Origin of the sequence: Rhodococcus sp. NBC_00297 (assembly GCF_036173065.1) — a bacterium.
GTDB lineage: Bacteria > Actinomycetota > Actinomycetes > Mycobacteriales > Mycobacteriaceae > Rhodococcoides.
Genome location: NZ_CP108041.1, coordinates 3974315 through 3989015 on the forward strand (window position 1 = coordinate 3974315; position 14701 = coordinate 3989015).

The window sequence follows — 14701 nt, forward strand, 5'->3', positions numbered from 1 at the left end:
GACGCGGCGGATAGGATCGCAGACGATGATCACCGCACCCGCCGTCGGAATCGTGTCCGGATACCTCGCCGACCTGATGCTGGGGGATCCACGACGCCGTCATCCCGTGGCCGCCTTCGGATCTCTCGCCGCCGCCCTCGAGACGCGGACGTACCGGGACGACCGACTCGCCGGAACCGTCCACACCGCACTGCTCGTCGGTGGAGCCATCGGCGCGACGGCCGCGGCGGATCGACTCGTGCGCGATCACCCGGTTCCGCGTGCAGCGCTGACGGCCGCCGCGGTCTGGGCGTGTCTCGGCGGAACGACGCTGGCCCGCACGGGTCTCGCGCTGGCCGACGCCCTGGACGCCAACGATCTTCCGGCCGCGCGGGCGATTCTGCCGTCGCTCTGCGGGCGTGATCCCGCTCTGCTGGACGGCGCGGGCGCGGCGCGGGCGGCGCTCGAATCGGTGGCCGAGAACACCTCGGACGCGACGACGGGCGTGCTCTTCTGGGCCGCGGTGGCAGGGGCTACCGGCGCCGTCGGCTACCGCGCCGTCAACACCCTCGACGCGATGATCGGCTACCACTCGCCGCGCTACGAACGGTTCGGATGGTGTGCCGCCCGGCTCGACGACGTGGTCAACCTGATCCCCGCCCGACTCACCGGACTCCTCACGGCAGCATCGGCGCCGACGGTGGGTGGGACGCCGCGGGACGCCCTGGCCGCGTGGCGCGCGAGCGCGTCCGACCATCCGAGCCCGAATGCCGGAGTGACCGAGTCGACCGCCGCGGGCGCCCTCGGAGTACGGCTCGGCGGCGAGACGGCCTACGCGCACGGTGTCGAACAGCGGCCCGTCCTGGGCCGGGGAAGCGTCCCCACGACGAACGATCTGCGGCGTGCGGTGCGCCTGTCGGCCGCGGTGCAGGCGAGCGCCGCGGCGGTGTCAGCGCTTCTTGCCGTAGCGATCGGTCAGCAGCGTCGTCGACTCGGCCGCGGGCGCCGACTTCCTTCGTAGGCCTCGCCGCGGCTTCAGCAGCGCGTCCAGTCCGTCGTCGTACTCGTCGGGAGCGGCGGTGGGCTCGAGATCGTCGCTCGGTTCGAGATCGTCACTCGACTCGGCGTTGCCACGCCGCCGTTCCCTGATCTCGGCGCGCACGAAGTACGCCAGACCCAGCGGAGCCATGATGCCGAACGCCAGCCACTGCAACCCGTAGGACAGGTAAGGCCCGGCGTCGAGCTGCGGCAGCGCGAGAACACCGAGACCGCCGGGCTGCGCGTCGGCGAGCTGCACGTACCCGTCGACCGGATCGGTGCCGGTCAACTCACCGACCTGGGCGGGCGTGATCGTGTAGACCTGCGGGACCCCGGGGCCGGCGACGGCGGGCTTGTCCGGAACCGACGGTTCCGAGACGCGCAGGCGGCCCTCCAGCGTGACGGTGCCGGCCGGCGGGGGATCGAAGGTCGGGACGTCGATACCCGTGGTGGGCAGCACGTAGCCGCGGTTCACCAGGATCGTGGGCCCGGCGTCGGTGACGAACGGGGTGAGGACTTCGAAGGCCGGGGTGTCGTCGACGCTGCGCAGGCGGACCACCACATCGCTGTCGGCGTCGTACGTCCCGGTGACCACGACCCGTCGCCAGTCGTCCTCGGGGGCGACGACCTGCTCGGTCAACAGGTCGGCAGCATCGACCGGTTCCGCGTCGAAGGAGCGGCTGATCTGCTCGTTCCGCGCCGACGTGGTGGTGTTCTTGCCCAGTTGCCAGGGCGCGAGAACGGAGAAGCAGAGGTACGCGAAGAGGATGACGACAGCCGCGAGTGCCAACCACCCGGGACGGAGAAGGAACGACAGTCGGCGCACGACTACACAGCGTAGTCGTCGCGTCGCGACGGGGGTGTCAGTGCTGCGTGAGGGCCTCGAGTAGACCGGGGACGGCCGCCTCGATCTGCTCGCGCACCGTCCGGAAGTCTCCGTCGTCGCCGTAGTACGGATCGGCGACCGAGTCGGAATCGGCGTCCGGGTCGAACGAGCGCAGCAGTGCCAACCGATCCGCGGGGACGCCGAGGCGACGGAGGTCGCGCTCGTGAGTTCGATCCAGCGCGACGACGAGGTCTGCACCCAGGATCTCGGCATCGACGGTGCGGGCGCGATGGGCCGACGGGTAGCCGTGCGACTCCAGCTCGGCAGCGGCGCGCGGGTCGGCGGCGTCGCCGACGTGCCAGTCGCCCGTGCCGGCGCTGGTGACGCGCACCCGGTCGTCCATCCCGGCATCCGCGAGGGCCTGCGTCACGATCTTCTCGGCCATCGGCGACCGACAGATGTTGCCCGTGCAGACGAAGGTCACGTGCACCGTCATGCCGCGTCCGTCGTGAGCGAGGAGAGCAACGTGGTGAGTTCCGCCGCCGATCCGACGGACCACGAGGCCGCGTCGTGCTCGGACTCGAATCCATATCCCCACCGGACCAGGACGACGGGGATGCCCCAGTGCCCGGCGCCGAACACGTCGTGGTCGCGGTCGCCGACCATCACCACCGACGCGGTACCGCCCTCGGCCGTGGACCGAGCCGGGCGCCCCACCTGCTCGAGTGCGCGCGCGACGACGTCCGCCTTGGACCGGCGGCTGCCGTCGTCGCTGGCGCCCGCGATGAAGCGGAAGTAGTCGGCCAGGCCGAAGTGTTCGAGAATGCGCCGTGCGAATCGTTCGTTCTTCGACGTCGCGACCGCCATCGGGACACCGGCGGCCACGAGCGCGTCCAGCACGTCGACGATGCCCTCGTACACCCGGTTCTCGGACCAGCCGCGGCTGTCGTAGTACTCCGTGTAGGCGGCGCGGGCGCGCTCGACCCTGTCCTCGTCGAGACCGAGGGACCGGAACGTGTCGATCATCGGCGGACCGATGACGTGCGCCCGGACGTCGTCGCCGGGCGGCGGGCTCCCCACCGTCGCGAGCGCGTGATCGAAACCGGCGAGGATGCCGGGTGCGGAATCGGTGAGGGTGCCGTCGAGGTCGAAGAGGACGAGGTCGACGGCTGTGGTGGACATGGGGGTCAGTATATGGAGCGCCTACAGTCACCCGAGTGACAGGCGACGCCCGTATCGATCCGCTGCTTCGCCACCACGGCGACGTGGAGGTCGAGGCGGGCATGCTCGACTTCGCGGTGAACGTTCGTGGGTCCCGGCCCCCCGAGTGGTTGCGGCGCAGACTGATCGAGGCGGTCGACCGACTCGCGGCGTATCCGTCCGAGGCCGAGGACCGGCGGGTTCGTGACCGAGTGGCGTTGCGCCACGGTCGATCTCCGGACGAGGTGCTGTTGCTCGCCGGAGCGGCCGAAGGATTCGCGATGCTGCCCCGGCTGCGCCCGCGCCTCGCCGCGGTCGTCCACCCGTCCTTCACCGAGCCGGAGTTCGCCCTGCGCAGTGCCGACGTCCCGGTGCATCGGGTCGTCCTGCCCGCGCCGTACCGGCTCGTCGACGCCGCCGTTCCGCACGACGCCGACCTGCTGGTGCTGGGCAATCCCACCAACCCGACGTCCATCGGCCATCCCCGCGCGGACGTGCTCGCACTCCGGGCGGAGGGACGCGTGCTCGTCGTGGACGAGGCATTCGCCGACACCGTGCCCGGCGAGCCCGAGTCCCTGGCGTCGCAGTCTCGTCCCGACGTGGTGGTGCTGCGCAGCCTCACCAAGTCGTTCGCCCTCGCGGGGCTGCGGTGCGGGTACGCGCTCGGAGCGCCGGACGTCCTCGCCACACTGAACCGGGGCCGACCCCACTGGCCGCTGGGCACCCTGCAGCTGGCCGCGATCGAGGCGTGCTGCGAACCCGACGCCGTCGCGTCCGTGGACGCCGACGCGCTCGTGCTCGCCCGCGAGCGGCAGTACCTCGTCGAACGGCTCCGCGTACTCGGGGTGGAGGTGTCGGCACCGGCGACGGCGTCGTTCGTGCTCGTCCGCGCGGAGAACGGCGCAGCGATCCGGGCCGCGTTGCGGGACCGCGGTGTCGCGGTCCGCCGAGGCGACACCTTTCCCGGCCTCGGCCCGGATCACCTGCGGATCGCGGTGCGGGGCGCGGACTCCGTCGACCGACTCGCCGACGCGTGGGGTGACGTGGTGCGCCAGATGGGCACACCTAGGGTCGAGTGATGGCATCGACGGGAACCGCAGCGCCCACCCTGGCCGAGATCATCGACGTGCTCGACGCGGCGTACCCGCCCCGGCTCGCCGAGAGCTGGGACTCGGTCGGTCTGGTGTGCGGCGATCCCGCGAACTCCGTGACCACCGTGATGTTCGCCGTCGACGCCACGGCCGCCGTCGTGGACGAGGCGATCACCGCCGGTGCCGATCTGCTCGTGGTGCACCACCCACTGCTGCTGCGCGGTGTGGACACGGTCGGTGCCCACACGCCCAAGGGCGCGTTGGTGCATCGCCTGATCACGGCGGGGTGCGCTCTGTTCACCGCCCACACCAACGCGGACTCGGCGCAGCCCGGAGTGTCCGATGCGCTGGCGACACTGCTGGGCCTCACCGATCTGCGCCCCCTCGACGAGAAGTCGGACGGGGGCCTCGACAAGTGGGGTGTGTACGTCCCGGTGGCCGACGCCCCCGCCGTGCGGCAGGCCATGTTCGACGCGGGCGGCGGGTCGATCGGCGACTACCGCGAGTGCAGCTGGAGCGTCGTGGGCGACGGCCAGTTCCGTCCCGTCGACGACGCGCGGCCGGCGATCGGCACCGTCGGCACCGTCGAGTCGGTCGAGGAACGGCGTGTCGAGATGGTCGCTCCGCGCTCTGCACGCCCGGCCGTTCTCACCGCGCTGCGCTCGGCGCACCCCTACGAGGAAGTGGCGTTCGACGTCGTCGAGACGGCCGGGTTGCCGACCGACTGCGGGCTGGGCCGGATCGGGACGCTGGCCGAGCCGATGTCGTTGCGCGCCTTCGCCGACCGCGTCGGCAGCCGGCTCCCGTCCACTGCCTGGGGAGTGCGCGCCGCCGGCGATCCGGACGCGACGATCCGGCGGGTGGCCGTGTGCGGTGGATCCGGGGACTCGATGCTCGGCGCCGTCACCGCAGCGGGTGTCGACGCCTACGTGACCTCCGACCTGCGACACCACGTGGCGGACGAACACCTGCGGGCCGGCGGACCCGCGCTGATCGACGTCGCGCACTGGGCGGGGGAGTTCCCGTGGTGCGCCCAGGCGCGCGACCTGCTGGACAGCGCGTTCGGTGATCGCGACGGCTGGACCACCCGGACACTGACGATCAGAACGGATCCGTGGAGCATCGGCGTCCGTCCCCCGCAGGACTAGTACCGTGACACGCGTGAACGTCGACCCGAAGATCCAGCTCTCCCTCCTCGACCTGGCCGCCATGGACACCGAACTGGCCCAGCTCGCACACCGTCGACGCACTCTTCCCGAGCAGGTCGAGCTCGATGCACTCGAACGCGAGCGGATCGACCGCAAGGACGCAGCCGTGGGCGTGCAGATCTCGCTCGACGATCTGGACCGGGACATTCGCAAGCTCGAGGGCGAGGTCGACGCCGTGCGCCGCCGCGAGGAGAAGGACCGCGCTGCGCTGGCCTCCGGCGCGGCTCCCGCGAAGCAGCTCAGCGAACTCCAGCACGAGCTGGGCAGCCTCGAGCGCCGCCGCGGCATCCTCGAGGACGAGTTGCTCGAGGTCATGGAGCAGCGCGAGGCGTCGCAGAGCGACTACGAGCACGCCGGTGCCAATCTGACACAGGTCGAGGACACGATCGTCGACGCCACCCGTCGACGCGACGACGCGCTCGCCGACGTCGAGAACGCCGAGCGCACTCGGTCGGCGCAGCGCGAGGAGCTCGCCGCGCAGCTGCCCGCCGAGGTGTCCGCGATGTACGAGAAGCAGCGTGAGAGGTCGGGCATCGGTGCCGCCCTGCTGCGTGGTCGGCGCTGCGGTGCGTGCCGGATCGAGCTGGATCGCGGCGAGATCGCGCGCATCGCCGGCACCGCGCCCGACGTGGTCGTGCGGTGCTCGGAGTGCAACGCGATCCTGGTGCGCACCAACGAGTCCGGTCTGTGAGTCCCCATCCCGACTCCGTCCTGGTGGAGGCCGACGGGGGATCGCGAGGCAACCCCGGGCCCGCCGGATACGGCGCCGTCGTGTGGGACGCGGCGCGAGCCACGGTGTTGGCCGAGCGCCGCGAACACCTGGGAGTGGTGACGAACAACGTCGCCGAGTATCGCGGACTGATCGCCGGTCTCGAGGCGGCCCGCGAACTCGGGGCCTCGCGCGTCTCGGTGCGGATGGACTCCAAGCTGGTGGTCGAGCAGATGTCCGGCCGCTGGAAGGTCAAGCACCCGGACATGATTCCGCTGCGCGCGCGAGCAGCCGCTGTCGCGGACACGTTCGACGACGTGCAGTACGCGTGGATCCCGCGTGCCGAGAACTCGCATGCCGACCGGCTGGCCAACCAGGCGATGGACGGTGAGGACGCGCTGCTCACCGGTGCGGCCGAGGTCGCGAGCGCACCGACGCCGGTGTCGGAACGGCCTGCCTGGCAGTCCGTCTCGGGTGCCGCGACCCGCACGATCCTGCTGCGGCACGGCCAGACCGCCCTGTCGGTGGATCGTCGGTACTCCGGCCGAGGCAACCCGGAGCTCACCGAGCTCGGGCGAGCGCAGGCGGCGGCCGCGGCGCAGCGTGTCGCACTGCTGGGCGGCGTCGACGTCGTCCTGAGCTCACCGCTGGGCAGGGCGTTCGACACCGCGTCGGCCGTCTCCCGCGCGATCGACGTCCCCGTCACCGTCCTCGAAGATCTGACGGAGACGGACTTCGGCGAGTGGGAGGGCCTCACCTTCCTCGAGGCCACCGAGCGCGATCCCGAGCTGCATCGGCGGTGGATGGGCGACACGTCCGTCGCGCCGCCCGGCGGCGAGAGCTTCGACGCCGTCCTCGAACGGGTGCGTCGGGTCCGCGAACACATCGCGACCGAGTACGCGGGGAAGACCGTCGTCGTGGTCTCGCACGTGACGCCCATCAAGACGCTCCTGCAGCTCGGCCTGGACGTCGGCCCGTCGATCCTCTACCGGATGCACCTCGACCTGGCGTCCATCAGCATCGTCGACTGGTTCGACGACGACGCGGCCTCCGTACGCCTGGTGAACGACACGTCCTTCCTCTGGGCCTGATGGAGGAACCGACACGTCGTTCCTCTGGACCCGACCACTACACCTGCAGGGCGAGCCACAGGGCGACGGTCGCCGCGACCACGGTGATCGGTGTGGTCACCAGACCCACCACGGTGAACGTCCGCAGGCTCGGCGGCTCGCCCTCGGCGCGAGCCACGCGGCGCCACAACATGATCGCGAGCGACCCGACGTAGGTGAGGTTGGGCCCGAGGTTGACGCCGATCAGCATGGCGAGCAGCGCGCCCACCGGTGCAGCGACTGTCGTCGACGTCAGTGCGGCGAGCAGCAGCAGCGTCGCGGGCAGGTTGTTGAGCACGTTGGAGGCGACCGCGGCCACCGCGGCGACGGTCAGGAGCGCGAGCAGCGTGGACGACGTCGGCAGGATCTCGGTGACGGCCTCGCCCACCGGACCCCCGGCGAGTCCCGCGACCACCACTCCGAGCGCGAAGACGAACACGCAGAACCAGAGATCGAGTGCACGCACGACCGCGACGGGAGTCGTCTCGGACCGGCGCAGCGCAGGAACGGCGAGCACGATCGCGGCCGCAGCGGCCACCCACACCGGTTCGAGGCCGAGCGACCCACTGATCGCGAAACCCACCAGAGCGCAGCCGATCACGACGAGGGCGAGCGTCGGCGCCGCCACGGACGGACCGTCGTCGTCCGGCGGGTTCTCCACCTCGCGCAGGTCGCCGCGGAACAACCAACGGAACGCCGCGTACTCGAGCGCGATCGCGACGACCCACGGCGCTGCCATCAGCGCGGTGAAGTGCAGGAACGACAGACCGGTGGCCGAGAACACCAGCAGGTTGGTCAGATTCGAGACCGGCAGCAGCGTGGAGGCCGAGTTCGACAGGTGTGCCACGGCGTACGACGCCGGCCGTGGCGACATCCCGGCGCGGCGGGCTGCGGCGATGACGACCGGGGTGAGCAGGACGACCGTCGCGTCGAGACTGAGCACTGCCGTGGTGAGGGACGCGGTGACGAACACGAGCATCAGGAGCCGCGTGGGGGAGGATCGCGACCGGGCGTGCAGGACGGACGCGATCCACGTGAACACACCGTGCGCGTCGGCGAGGTGAGCGAGAGCCAGGATCGCTGCGAGGAACGCCACCGTGGGGGCGAGCTCCGCCGTCTCCTCGAGTGCGTCGCTCGTCGACACGACTCCGAGCAGGATCGCCAGTGCCGCGGCCGGAACGGCGATGGTGGCCTCGGGGAGTCCGCGAGGGCGAGCGATGGCGAAGACCAGGACGGCAGCCACCAGCAGCGCGGCCACGACGGTCCGCGCGGTGGAATCGGTGATCACGCGAGGATCTTGCGCAGCGTGCGGAGGTTTCGCGTGGTCGTCGTCGACTTGTAGGACGCGCGCGCACTGGCCTTGCCGACGACACTGGACAGGGTGTCACCGCGCACGACCTCCCAGAACAGGACGTGATGCGGCCCGAGTGTCGACCTCTCGACGACGGGGTCGGCCGTCTCGCCGATCGCCGCGAGATCGGTGGTGGACACACCGTCCGTCGAGAAGATCACGTACGGGTGGCGTACCGCCTCGTCGGTCTCCCACGGGAATGCGGCGACGATCTCGGCGAGCTGCTCCACGGTCACGACCACCACCCATGCCTCGTAGCCGAAGGCCTGCCGCAGGACGCCCTCCACGTCGGAGCGCACCACGGCCGGGTCCTGCGTCGTCGCGGTGAGCACCACGTTGCCCGACGCGAGAACGGTGCGCACCGCTGTGTATCCGGCGTCCTCCAGCGACGACCGCAGGGCCGCCATGGAGATGCGGATGCCGCCGACGTTGATGCCGCGCAGGAGGACGACGAAGGTCATGCGCGTGACTCTAGATCCCCGGTCCGACCGTCCGTCCGCTCGGCACCCACCCCCCGCGAGTACGTCCGAACTGTCGTGATCGGGGCTCGCCCAGCGACGGTTCGGACGTACTCGCGGGGGTCGGAGCGGGGGTGGGACGGGGGTGGCGGAGCGGCTACCATGACGGGGCGGACGAGTTGGCCGGGCGGCCGCGGCACGGAGAACTGACGACCGGCGTCGTCAAGCTTCGAGCCGAGGAAAGTCCGGACTCCACAGAGCAGGGCGGTTGCCAACAGCAACCCGAGGCGACTCGCGGGACAGTGCCACAGAGAAGAGACCGCCGACCGGTCCTCGGATCGGTCGGTCAGGGTGAAACGGTGCGGTAAGAGCGCACCAGCACCCCGGGTGACCGGGGTGGCTCGGTAAACCCCGCCCGGAGCAAGATCGAAGGTCGCACCGCCGTTCGCGGTGGTGCGTCTGCGCAGGTGTTCGAGGGCTGCTCGCCCGAGCCTGCGGGTTGATCGCTCGAGGTACCCGGCGACGGTGTGCCCAGATGGATGGTCGCCACCCGGGATTCGTCCCGGGGACAGGATCCGGCTTACACGCCGACTCGTCCGCGCACACGACCAGCACGGACCGCTGCGTCGGTGGGCGGACTAGAACATATGTTCGATGTCCTCTACAGTGAGTCTCGGCGGGCCGGCGGTAGGAAACTACGGGAAGCGTCGGCCCGCCGCCACGTATCGAGTCCTCCTGAACGACGAAAGGCCCCGTCCTCGATGAGGGCGGAGCCGTTCGTGAGCAGAGTGGATCAGATGGGGTCGACCACCAGCAGGGTGGCCCAGTACGTCGCGGCGTCATGGCCCATCAGCGGCAACAGTTGATCGAAGAGAAGGGTCGACATGTCGTACTCCTATCGGGTGCGTGGTCCGGCTCCGGTCCGGCGTGTGTACCCGGACATGCGAGAAGTGTAACGCGGCCGCTGGTCCCGCGGTGTGTGCGGTCGGCGCGTCGCCGACCGTGAATCACGAGGCCGCAGAACGCGAAGTCTGTTCCGTCGGGGCGGATCTGGGGCACACTGTCGATCATGAGTGACGACGACGATCAGTGGTACTTCCGTATCAGCGACAAGGCTGTCGTGCAGGGCAAGGAGGCCGGTGCGATGGACCGCATGGGCCCCTACCCCGACAGGGCCACCGCCGAGCGCGCCCTCGAGATCGCCGCGGAGCGTAACAAGGCCGCGGACGACGCCGACGACACCTGGTCTTCGTGACCGCATCGGCGCGCTCGTGACCGCGTCGGTATCGAGGCGGGCCGTTGCGCCTCGGGTCGACGGTGTCGACTTCTCGGCTGTGCGCGCCGAGTTCGACCTGCCGACCGGGTACCCGCCCGACGCGGTCCCAGTGGCGGACTCTCGTCCGACGCGGCGCGACGCGACCGACCTGGAGTTCGTGACCATCGACCCGCCCGGGTCGATGGATCTGGACCAGGCTCTCGTCGTCCACCGCACCGACGCGGGTTTCCGCCTGTACTACGCCATCGCCGACGTCGGTGCGGTCGTCGCGCCGGGGAGCGTGCTGGACGAGGAGGTGCGCCGCCGTGGACAGACGCTCTACCTCCCGGACGACAGCGTGCCGCTGCACCCTCGGCAGATGTCCGAGGACGCGTCGTCCCTCCTGCCGGACCGGGTACGGCCGGCCGCGCTGTGGACCATCGACACCGACCCCGCGGGGACGGCGACGTCCTGGCACGTCGAGCCCGCGACGGTGCGCTCACGGCAACGGTTCACCTACGCCGAGGTGCAGTCGGCCGTCGACTCCGGGACCGTGCATCCGTCGCTGACGGCGCTGCAGGATCTCGGTCGGGCGCGGCGGGCCCTCGCGGTCGAGCGCGGAGCCATCGAGCTCGCGCTTCCCGAACAGGAGGTCGTCGCCGACGGTTCCGACCGCGGCGGATGGCGCCTCGAGATCGCGCCGCGCACCGAGGCCGACGCGTGGAACGCCGAGATGTCCCTGCTCACCGGAATGTGCGCCGCCGCGATCATGCTCGAGGCGAAGGTCGGCATCCTGCGCACTCTCCCGCCGCCGGGCGCGTCGGACGTCGAGGCACTGCGGGCGGTGGTGCGGGCACTGGGCCTGCAGTGGCCGACCGGTGCCTCGCCCGGCCAGGTTCTTGCCGGCCTGGACCCGGCGGCTCCCACGACTCTCGCCGTGATGACCGAGGCGACCACGCTGTTGCGCGGTGCCGCGTACGTCGCTTTCGACGGTGAGACACCCGAGGAGCCGGACCATTCCGGGATCGGTGGCCCGTACGCCCACGTCACCGCGCCGTTACGTCGGCGCGTCGACAGGTACGCCACCGAGGTGTGTCTCGCTCACTGTGCCGGAACCGCTGTCCCCGACTGGGTGCTCGCCGAGTTCGCAGAGCTGCCCGACGCGATGCGGCGCAGCGATTCGCTGGCGTCGAAGGTGGACCGTGCGTGTATCGACCTCGTCGAGGCCAGGGTGCTGGCGGACCGCGTCGGCGACACCGTCTCGGCCGTCGTGCTGCGCGGACGAACCGACAAGCGGCCCGCCGAGGTCTTCGTTCCCGAGTACACCGTCGTCGGCCGGTGTTCGGGAGACCCGGCCGAGGGCACGACCGTCACCGTGCGGGTGGGGCCGGTGGACGTCGCGACCCGGCGAGTGGAGTTCTCGGTCGGGTAGGCCGGAGGCCGGTCGTCGGTGGTCGGGTAGGCCCGGAGACGCTCAGCCGAGGGAGGCTGCGCGGCGCCGCAGCTTCGTCCACGCGCGGGGGAGCGGCTCGAGTGCGTCCGCGCTGTCGTGTCCCTCGTTCGCGTACAGGACACCGAAGGTGAAGGTGTCCTCGCCTCGCTCGGCCGCGGAGGCGGCCTCGGTCAGGATCGTGGCGCGCGACACCGCACTGTCCTGGACCTCGCCGAGGACGGACTGCACCTTCTTCGCGGCCTTCGCGACGTCGGCGGCCGTCGTTCGTACTGTTCCGTCCGAGAGTGCGCCCGCCGCTGCCTCGGCCGCGTAGCGCAGCTTCTTGGCGTTCTTGCGCACGTCGTGCAGAGCCTCGGCACGCTCGTCGCCGGTGAGCGCGGCCGCGTGAGCCTCGGCTCGGGCGATCGTGCGGTACTGGCCACGGAGCACCTTCCGGAAGACTTCGTCCGCGCGGCCGTCCGACGGACCGACGGTGGGTGCTGCCAGTAGTGCATCGAGCGCGTCGAGCAGGGCGAAGTAGCGCTCGCCGCTCAACTCCCGCACGATCTCCTCGTGCGCGAGCGTGTACAACCGTCGCTGGGTGCCGACGAGGGTCTCGACCACGGGACCGCGCACAGCGTCGGACGGCAGCGCCGAGAGCGACGCGTCGTAGCGGGCCGCCAGCACCTCGGCGTCGCGAGCGGTGCCGAGAATGTCGGCGAGCCAGGACAGTTCGCTACGGACCGCGTCGACGGACGGTCGGTCGAGCAGGTCGCGGTAGGACCGCAGCACGCTGCGCAGTCGCCGCGTTGCAACGCGCATGGCGTGCACCGCGTCGTCGTCGTTCTCCCGCACGCGCGGATCCGCCGCGAGGAGAGCGGACACGTCGGTGGCCAGGGCGGCGAGCAGCGCGGACCCGGCGGTGCCGTCGGGCGTGGCATCGCCGGTCCGGAGATCCGCCAGGCGGGATCCGAGCGCCCGTGCGAGCTTCGACGGTGAGGAACCGGGGTCGGCGCCGTGGGAGAGCAGGTAGGTGCTCACCTTCTCCAGGGTGCGGCGGTCACCGTCGATCAGCTCCACCTCCCATTCACGCCAGCGAACAGTGGTGTCGTCCAACAGGTTCCGGGCGGTGACGGTGTCGTCGCACAGCTCCGCGGCGGTCTGGTGCCGCTTCGTGGCCACGACGGTGACGATGCGGCGGGTCTCGATGCTCGCGACGGGCACGAGCGGTTTGCCTCGCACGTGCGCCGTCACACGATCGGCGACCTCGGCCGGCACGCGAGCGGTGTTGCCGCCCGCGGACAGCGGGCTCCGCAGCTCGAGACGCTCGTCGGACGAGACGGGCATCTTGATGTGCCATCCCGCGTCGGAGCTTCCGGTCCGTCGACGCACCGTGATGCGTCGACGCGCCAGGTCGAGATCCGGGGTGTCGAAGTACGTGGAGACCGGGTGTGTCAGCTCCGGCGCGGACGCGGACACGATCGACTTCGCCCCCGTGAGCTCGGGAACCGGCGTGTCCATGCCGACGTCGAACTTGGCCTCGATCTCCGTGTGCGCGTCCGCACCACCTGAACTCATGGTGACATCTTTACCACCTGCAGGTGAACGGCCGGTTCGTCAGCGGCGGAAGGAGTCCGTCGCTTCGACGAGGTGATGGATGATTCCCGGTTCCGCGGCGGAGTGCCCGGCGTCGTCGACGATGTGGAGTGTCGACGACGGCCAGGATCGATGCAGATCCCAGGCGCTCGTGGCCGGGCACACCACGTCGTAACGGCCCTGCACGATGACACCGGGGATGTGGGCGATGGAGTCCATGTTCGCCAGCAACTGATTCTGTTCCAGGAACCCCTGGTGCACGAAGTAGTGATTCTCGATGCGCGAGAACGCGAGTGCGAACCGTGCCTCGGAGTTCTGCTCCACGCGTTCCGGTTTCGGGAGCAGGGTGCTGGTGGCGCCCTCCCACGTGGACCAGGCGACCGCCGCGTTCAGCGCGGTCTCCGGGTCGGACGAGTGAAGGAGTCGGTGGTAGATCTCCACGGGGTCGCCGTCGCGCTCCGCCGCCGGGATCGGGGCGAGGAACTTCTCCCACAGTTCGGGGAAGAGGTGTCCCGCGCCGCCGCGGTAGTACCAGTCGATCTCCGACTCACGCAGCAGGAAGATGCCGCGCAGCACCAGTGACGTGACGCGGTGCGGATGCGCCTGGGCGTACGCGAGCGACAACGTCGATCCCCACGACCCGCCGAACACCGACCACGTGTCGATGCCGAGATGCTCACGCAGGACCTCCATGTCGGCGATGGAGTGTCCGGTGGTGTTGACGGAGAGATCGGCGCCGTCGGCGACGTGCGGCGTGGACCGACCGCACCCGCGCTGGTCGAACAGCACGATCCGGTAGGCCTCGGGATCGAAGTAGCGACGCTGATCGGGACCCGTGCCGCCGCCCGGTCCGCCGTGCACGAACACCACCGGAGTGCCGTCGGGGTTGCCGCTGACCTCGAAGTGGAGGTGCTGCCCGTCGCCGACATCGAGCATCCCCGAGTCGTGCGGGTCGAGTTCGGGGTAGAGGGACCGGCGCGCCGTCATCGTCACAGCCCCACGAGGCCCGACGCGAGATCGGGAATCTCGAGGATGTCGACGACCTGGCTCCGGACGTCGGAGCACGCGTCGGTCGCGGCCGTGTCGACGATCCCGCGGTTCTGGATCACCGCGGCGTTCAGTCCGTAGCGCGCCGCCCACGTCTGCACCAGGATGTTCAGGCCGCCGCGGCCCACGGTCGGGCCCTGCACGCGCCAGTTCGACAGCTGCGCCTCGAGGTCGGTGCACAGCGACTGAGCCTGATCCTCGGACACCGTCGGGGTGGCCGGAGCCGCGGATGTGGTCGTCGTGGGAGCGGCCGTCGTCGTCGACGCAGTGGTGGTGTCCGTCCCGCCTGCGCACGACGTCAGGGTCACGGTCGCTGCTGCCAGAACACCCGCCGCGGCGAGTCCATGTCGCATCATCATGGCCCCGAGTGTGCCACCCGGGTGCTTCCCCGACCGGCCCGCC

Annotated in this window: 15 protein-coding genes and 1 other RNA gene; 8 read left to right on the forward strand and 8 right to left on the reverse strand. The window is 70.8% G+C overall.

The genetic code is table 11. The annotated features are described in order from the left end of the window. Positions 1 to 25 precede the first annotated feature (25 nt). Positions 26 to 1000, forward strand: a complete 975-nt coding sequence (locus tag OG947_RS18785) for a cobalamin biosynthesis protein (RefSeq protein WP_328812613.1) — start codon at positions 26 to 28, stop codon at positions 998 to 1000. Here OG947_RS18785 and OG947_RS18790 read toward each other — a convergent pair. The 3 genes from OG947_RS18790 to OG947_RS18800 are packed head-to-tail and all read right to left on the reverse strand — an operon-like array spanning position 929 to position 3025. Beyond that, positions 929 to 1843 carry an SURF1 family cytochrome oxidase biogenesis protein gene (locus OG947_RS18790; RefSeq protein ID WP_328812614.1) on the reverse strand — a complete coding sequence of 305 codons (915 nt, stop codon included), beginning with the start codon at positions 1841 to 1843 and terminating at the stop codon, positions 929 to 931. The genes OG947_RS18785 and OG947_RS18790 overlap by 72 nt on opposite strands. A gap of 37 nt (positions 1844 to 1880) precedes the next feature. Then, positions 1881 to 2339: a low molecular weight protein-tyrosine-phosphatase gene (locus OG947_RS18795; RefSeq protein WP_027505775.1), complete on the reverse strand. Its 459-nt coding sequence runs from the start codon at positions 2337 to 2339 to the stop codon at positions 1881 to 1883. After that, positions 2336 to 3025 (reverse strand): HAD-IA family hydrolase, encoded by a 690-nt coding sequence (locus OG947_RS18800; RefSeq protein WP_027505776.1) that lies wholly within the window; start codon positions 3023 to 3025, stop codon positions 2336 to 2338. Before OG947_RS18800 ends, OG947_RS18795 begins: the two co-directional genes overlap by 4 nt. A gap of 35 nt (positions 3026 to 3060) precedes the next feature. Here OG947_RS18800 and cobC point away from each other — a divergent pair, with 35 nt between their 5' ends. Genes cobC through OG947_RS18820 form a run of 4 tightly spaced genes read left to right on the forward strand, consistent with a single transcriptional unit; the run spans position 3061 to position 7142 of the window. Further along, on the forward strand, positions 3061 to 4122 hold the full coding sequence (gene cobC / locus OG947_RS18805; protein ID WP_328812615.1) for an Rv2231c family pyridoxal phosphate-dependent protein CobC: 1062 nt from the start codon (positions 3061 to 3063) through the stop codon (positions 4120 to 4122). After that, the gene (locus OG947_RS18810) at positions 4122 to 5282 is read left to right on the forward strand and encodes a Nif3-like dinuclear metal center hexameric protein (protein WP_222647305.1); all 1161 of its coding nucleotides are present in this window, start codon (positions 4122 to 4124) and stop codon (positions 5280 to 5282) included. Before cobC ends, OG947_RS18810 begins: the two co-directional genes overlap by 1 nt. Before the next feature lie 13 nt (positions 5283 to 5295). Beyond that, positions 5296 to 6033, forward strand: a complete 738-nt coding sequence (locus OG947_RS18815; protein ID WP_027505779.1) for a zinc ribbon domain-containing protein — start codon at positions 5296 to 5298, stop codon at positions 6031 to 6033. Beyond that, complete coding sequence (locus OG947_RS18820; RefSeq protein WP_328812616.1) at positions 6030 to 7142, forward strand: bifunctional RNase H/acid phosphatase; 1113 nt, start codon at positions 6030 to 6032, stop codon at positions 7140 to 7142. The genes OG947_RS18815 and OG947_RS18820 overlap by 4 nt, the downstream gene beginning before the upstream one ends. Before the next feature lie 37 nt (positions 7143 to 7179). On the opposite strand, the gene OG947_RS18825 is transcribed toward OG947_RS18820, so the two are convergent. Next, on the reverse strand, positions 7180 to 8445 hold the full coding sequence (locus OG947_RS18825; RefSeq protein WP_442973135.1) for an SLC13 family permease: 1266 nt from the start codon (positions 8443 to 8445) through the stop codon (positions 7180 to 7182). Further along, a complete protein-coding gene (locus OG947_RS18830; protein WP_222638389.1) occupies positions 8445 to 8972 on the reverse strand; it encodes a DUF1697 domain-containing protein in 528 nt (175 codons plus the stop codon). Before OG947_RS18830 ends, OG947_RS18825 begins: the two co-directional genes overlap by 1 nt. 172 nt (positions 8973 to 9144) lie before the next feature. Here OG947_RS18830 and rnpB point away from each other — a divergent pair. From rnpB to OG947_RS18845, 3 genes are all read left to right on the forward strand, one after another. Then, positions 9145 to 9568: RNase P RNA component class A (rnpB, locus tag OG947_RS18835), an RNA gene on the forward strand. Between the two features lie 470 nt (positions 9569 to 10038). Next, positions 10039 to 10224 carry a hypothetical protein gene (locus tag OG947_RS18840; protein ID WP_037185713.1) on the forward strand — a complete coding sequence of 62 codons (186 nt, stop codon included), beginning with the start codon at positions 10039 to 10041 and terminating at the stop codon, positions 10222 to 10224. Positions 10225 to 10240: 16 nt separating this feature from the next. Continuing rightward, positions 10241 to 11656 (forward strand): RNB domain-containing ribonuclease, encoded by a 1416-nt coding sequence (locus OG947_RS18845; RefSeq protein WP_328812619.1) that lies wholly within the window; start codon positions 10241 to 10243, stop codon positions 11654 to 11656. 42 nt (positions 11657 to 11698) lie between these two features. Here the strand turns inward: OG947_RS18845 and OG947_RS18850 are convergent, their stop codons facing one another. Genes OG947_RS18850 through OG947_RS18860 form a run of 3 tightly spaced genes read right to left on the reverse strand, consistent with a single transcriptional unit; the run spans position 11699 to position 14658 of the window. Then, positions 11699 to 13234, reverse strand: a complete 1536-nt coding sequence (locus OG947_RS18850) for a CYTH and CHAD domain-containing protein (RefSeq protein WP_328812620.1) — start codon at positions 13232 to 13234, stop codon at positions 11699 to 11701. Positions 13235 to 13273: 39 nt separating this feature from the next. Next, entirely contained in the window at positions 13274 to 14239 is a 966-nt protein-coding gene (gene pip, locus OG947_RS18855; RefSeq protein ID WP_027505785.1) for a prolyl aminopeptidase, read from the reverse strand. Positions 14240 to 14241: 2 nt separating this feature from the next. Then, positions 14242 to 14658 carry a hypothetical protein gene (locus OG947_RS18860; RefSeq protein ID WP_307092374.1) on the reverse strand — a complete coding sequence of 139 codons (417 nt, stop codon included), beginning with the start codon at positions 14656 to 14658 and terminating at the stop codon, positions 14242 to 14244. Between the last annotated feature and the right edge of the window lie 43 nt (positions 14659 to 14701).

What these genes read in the sequence shown, in the direction of transcription:
- OG947_RS18785 (WP_328812613.1), top strand. Translation starts at nt 26, where the DNA reads ATGATCACCGCACCCGCCGTCGGAATCGTGTCCGGATACCTCGCCGAC.
- OG947_RS18795 (WP_027505775.1), bottom strand. Translation starts at nt 2,339, where the DNA reads ATGACGGTGCACGTGACCTTCGTCTGCACGGGCAACATCTGTCGGTCG.
- OG947_RS18800 (WP_027505776.1), bottom strand. Translation starts at nt 3,025, where the DNA reads ATGTCCACCACAGCCGTCGACCTCGTCCTCTTCGACCTCGACGGCACC.
- OG947_RS18810 (WP_222647305.1), top strand. Translation starts at nt 4,122, where the DNA reads ATGGCATCGACGGGAACCGCAGCGCCCACCCTGGCCGAGATCATCGAC.
- OG947_RS18830 (WP_222638389.1), bottom strand. Translation starts at nt 8,972, where the DNA reads ATGACCTTCGTCGTCCTCCTGCGCGGCATCAACGTCGGCGGCATCCGC.
- OG947_RS18840 (WP_037185713.1), top strand. Translation starts at nt 10,039, where the DNA reads ATGAGTGACGACGACGATCAGTGGTACTTCCGTATCAGCGACAAGGCT.
- OG947_RS18850 (WP_328812620.1), bottom strand. Translation starts at nt 13,234, where the DNA reads ATGAGTTCAGGTGGTGCGGACGCGCACACGGAGATCGAGGCCAAGTTC.
- pip (WP_027505785.1), bottom strand. Translation starts at nt 14,239, where the DNA reads ATGACGGCGCGCCGGTCCCTCTACCCCGAACTCGACCCGCACGACTCG.
- OG947_RS18860 (WP_307092374.1), bottom strand. Translation starts at nt 14,658, where the DNA reads ATGATGATGCGACATGGACTCGCCGCGGCGGGTGTTCTGGCAGCAGCG.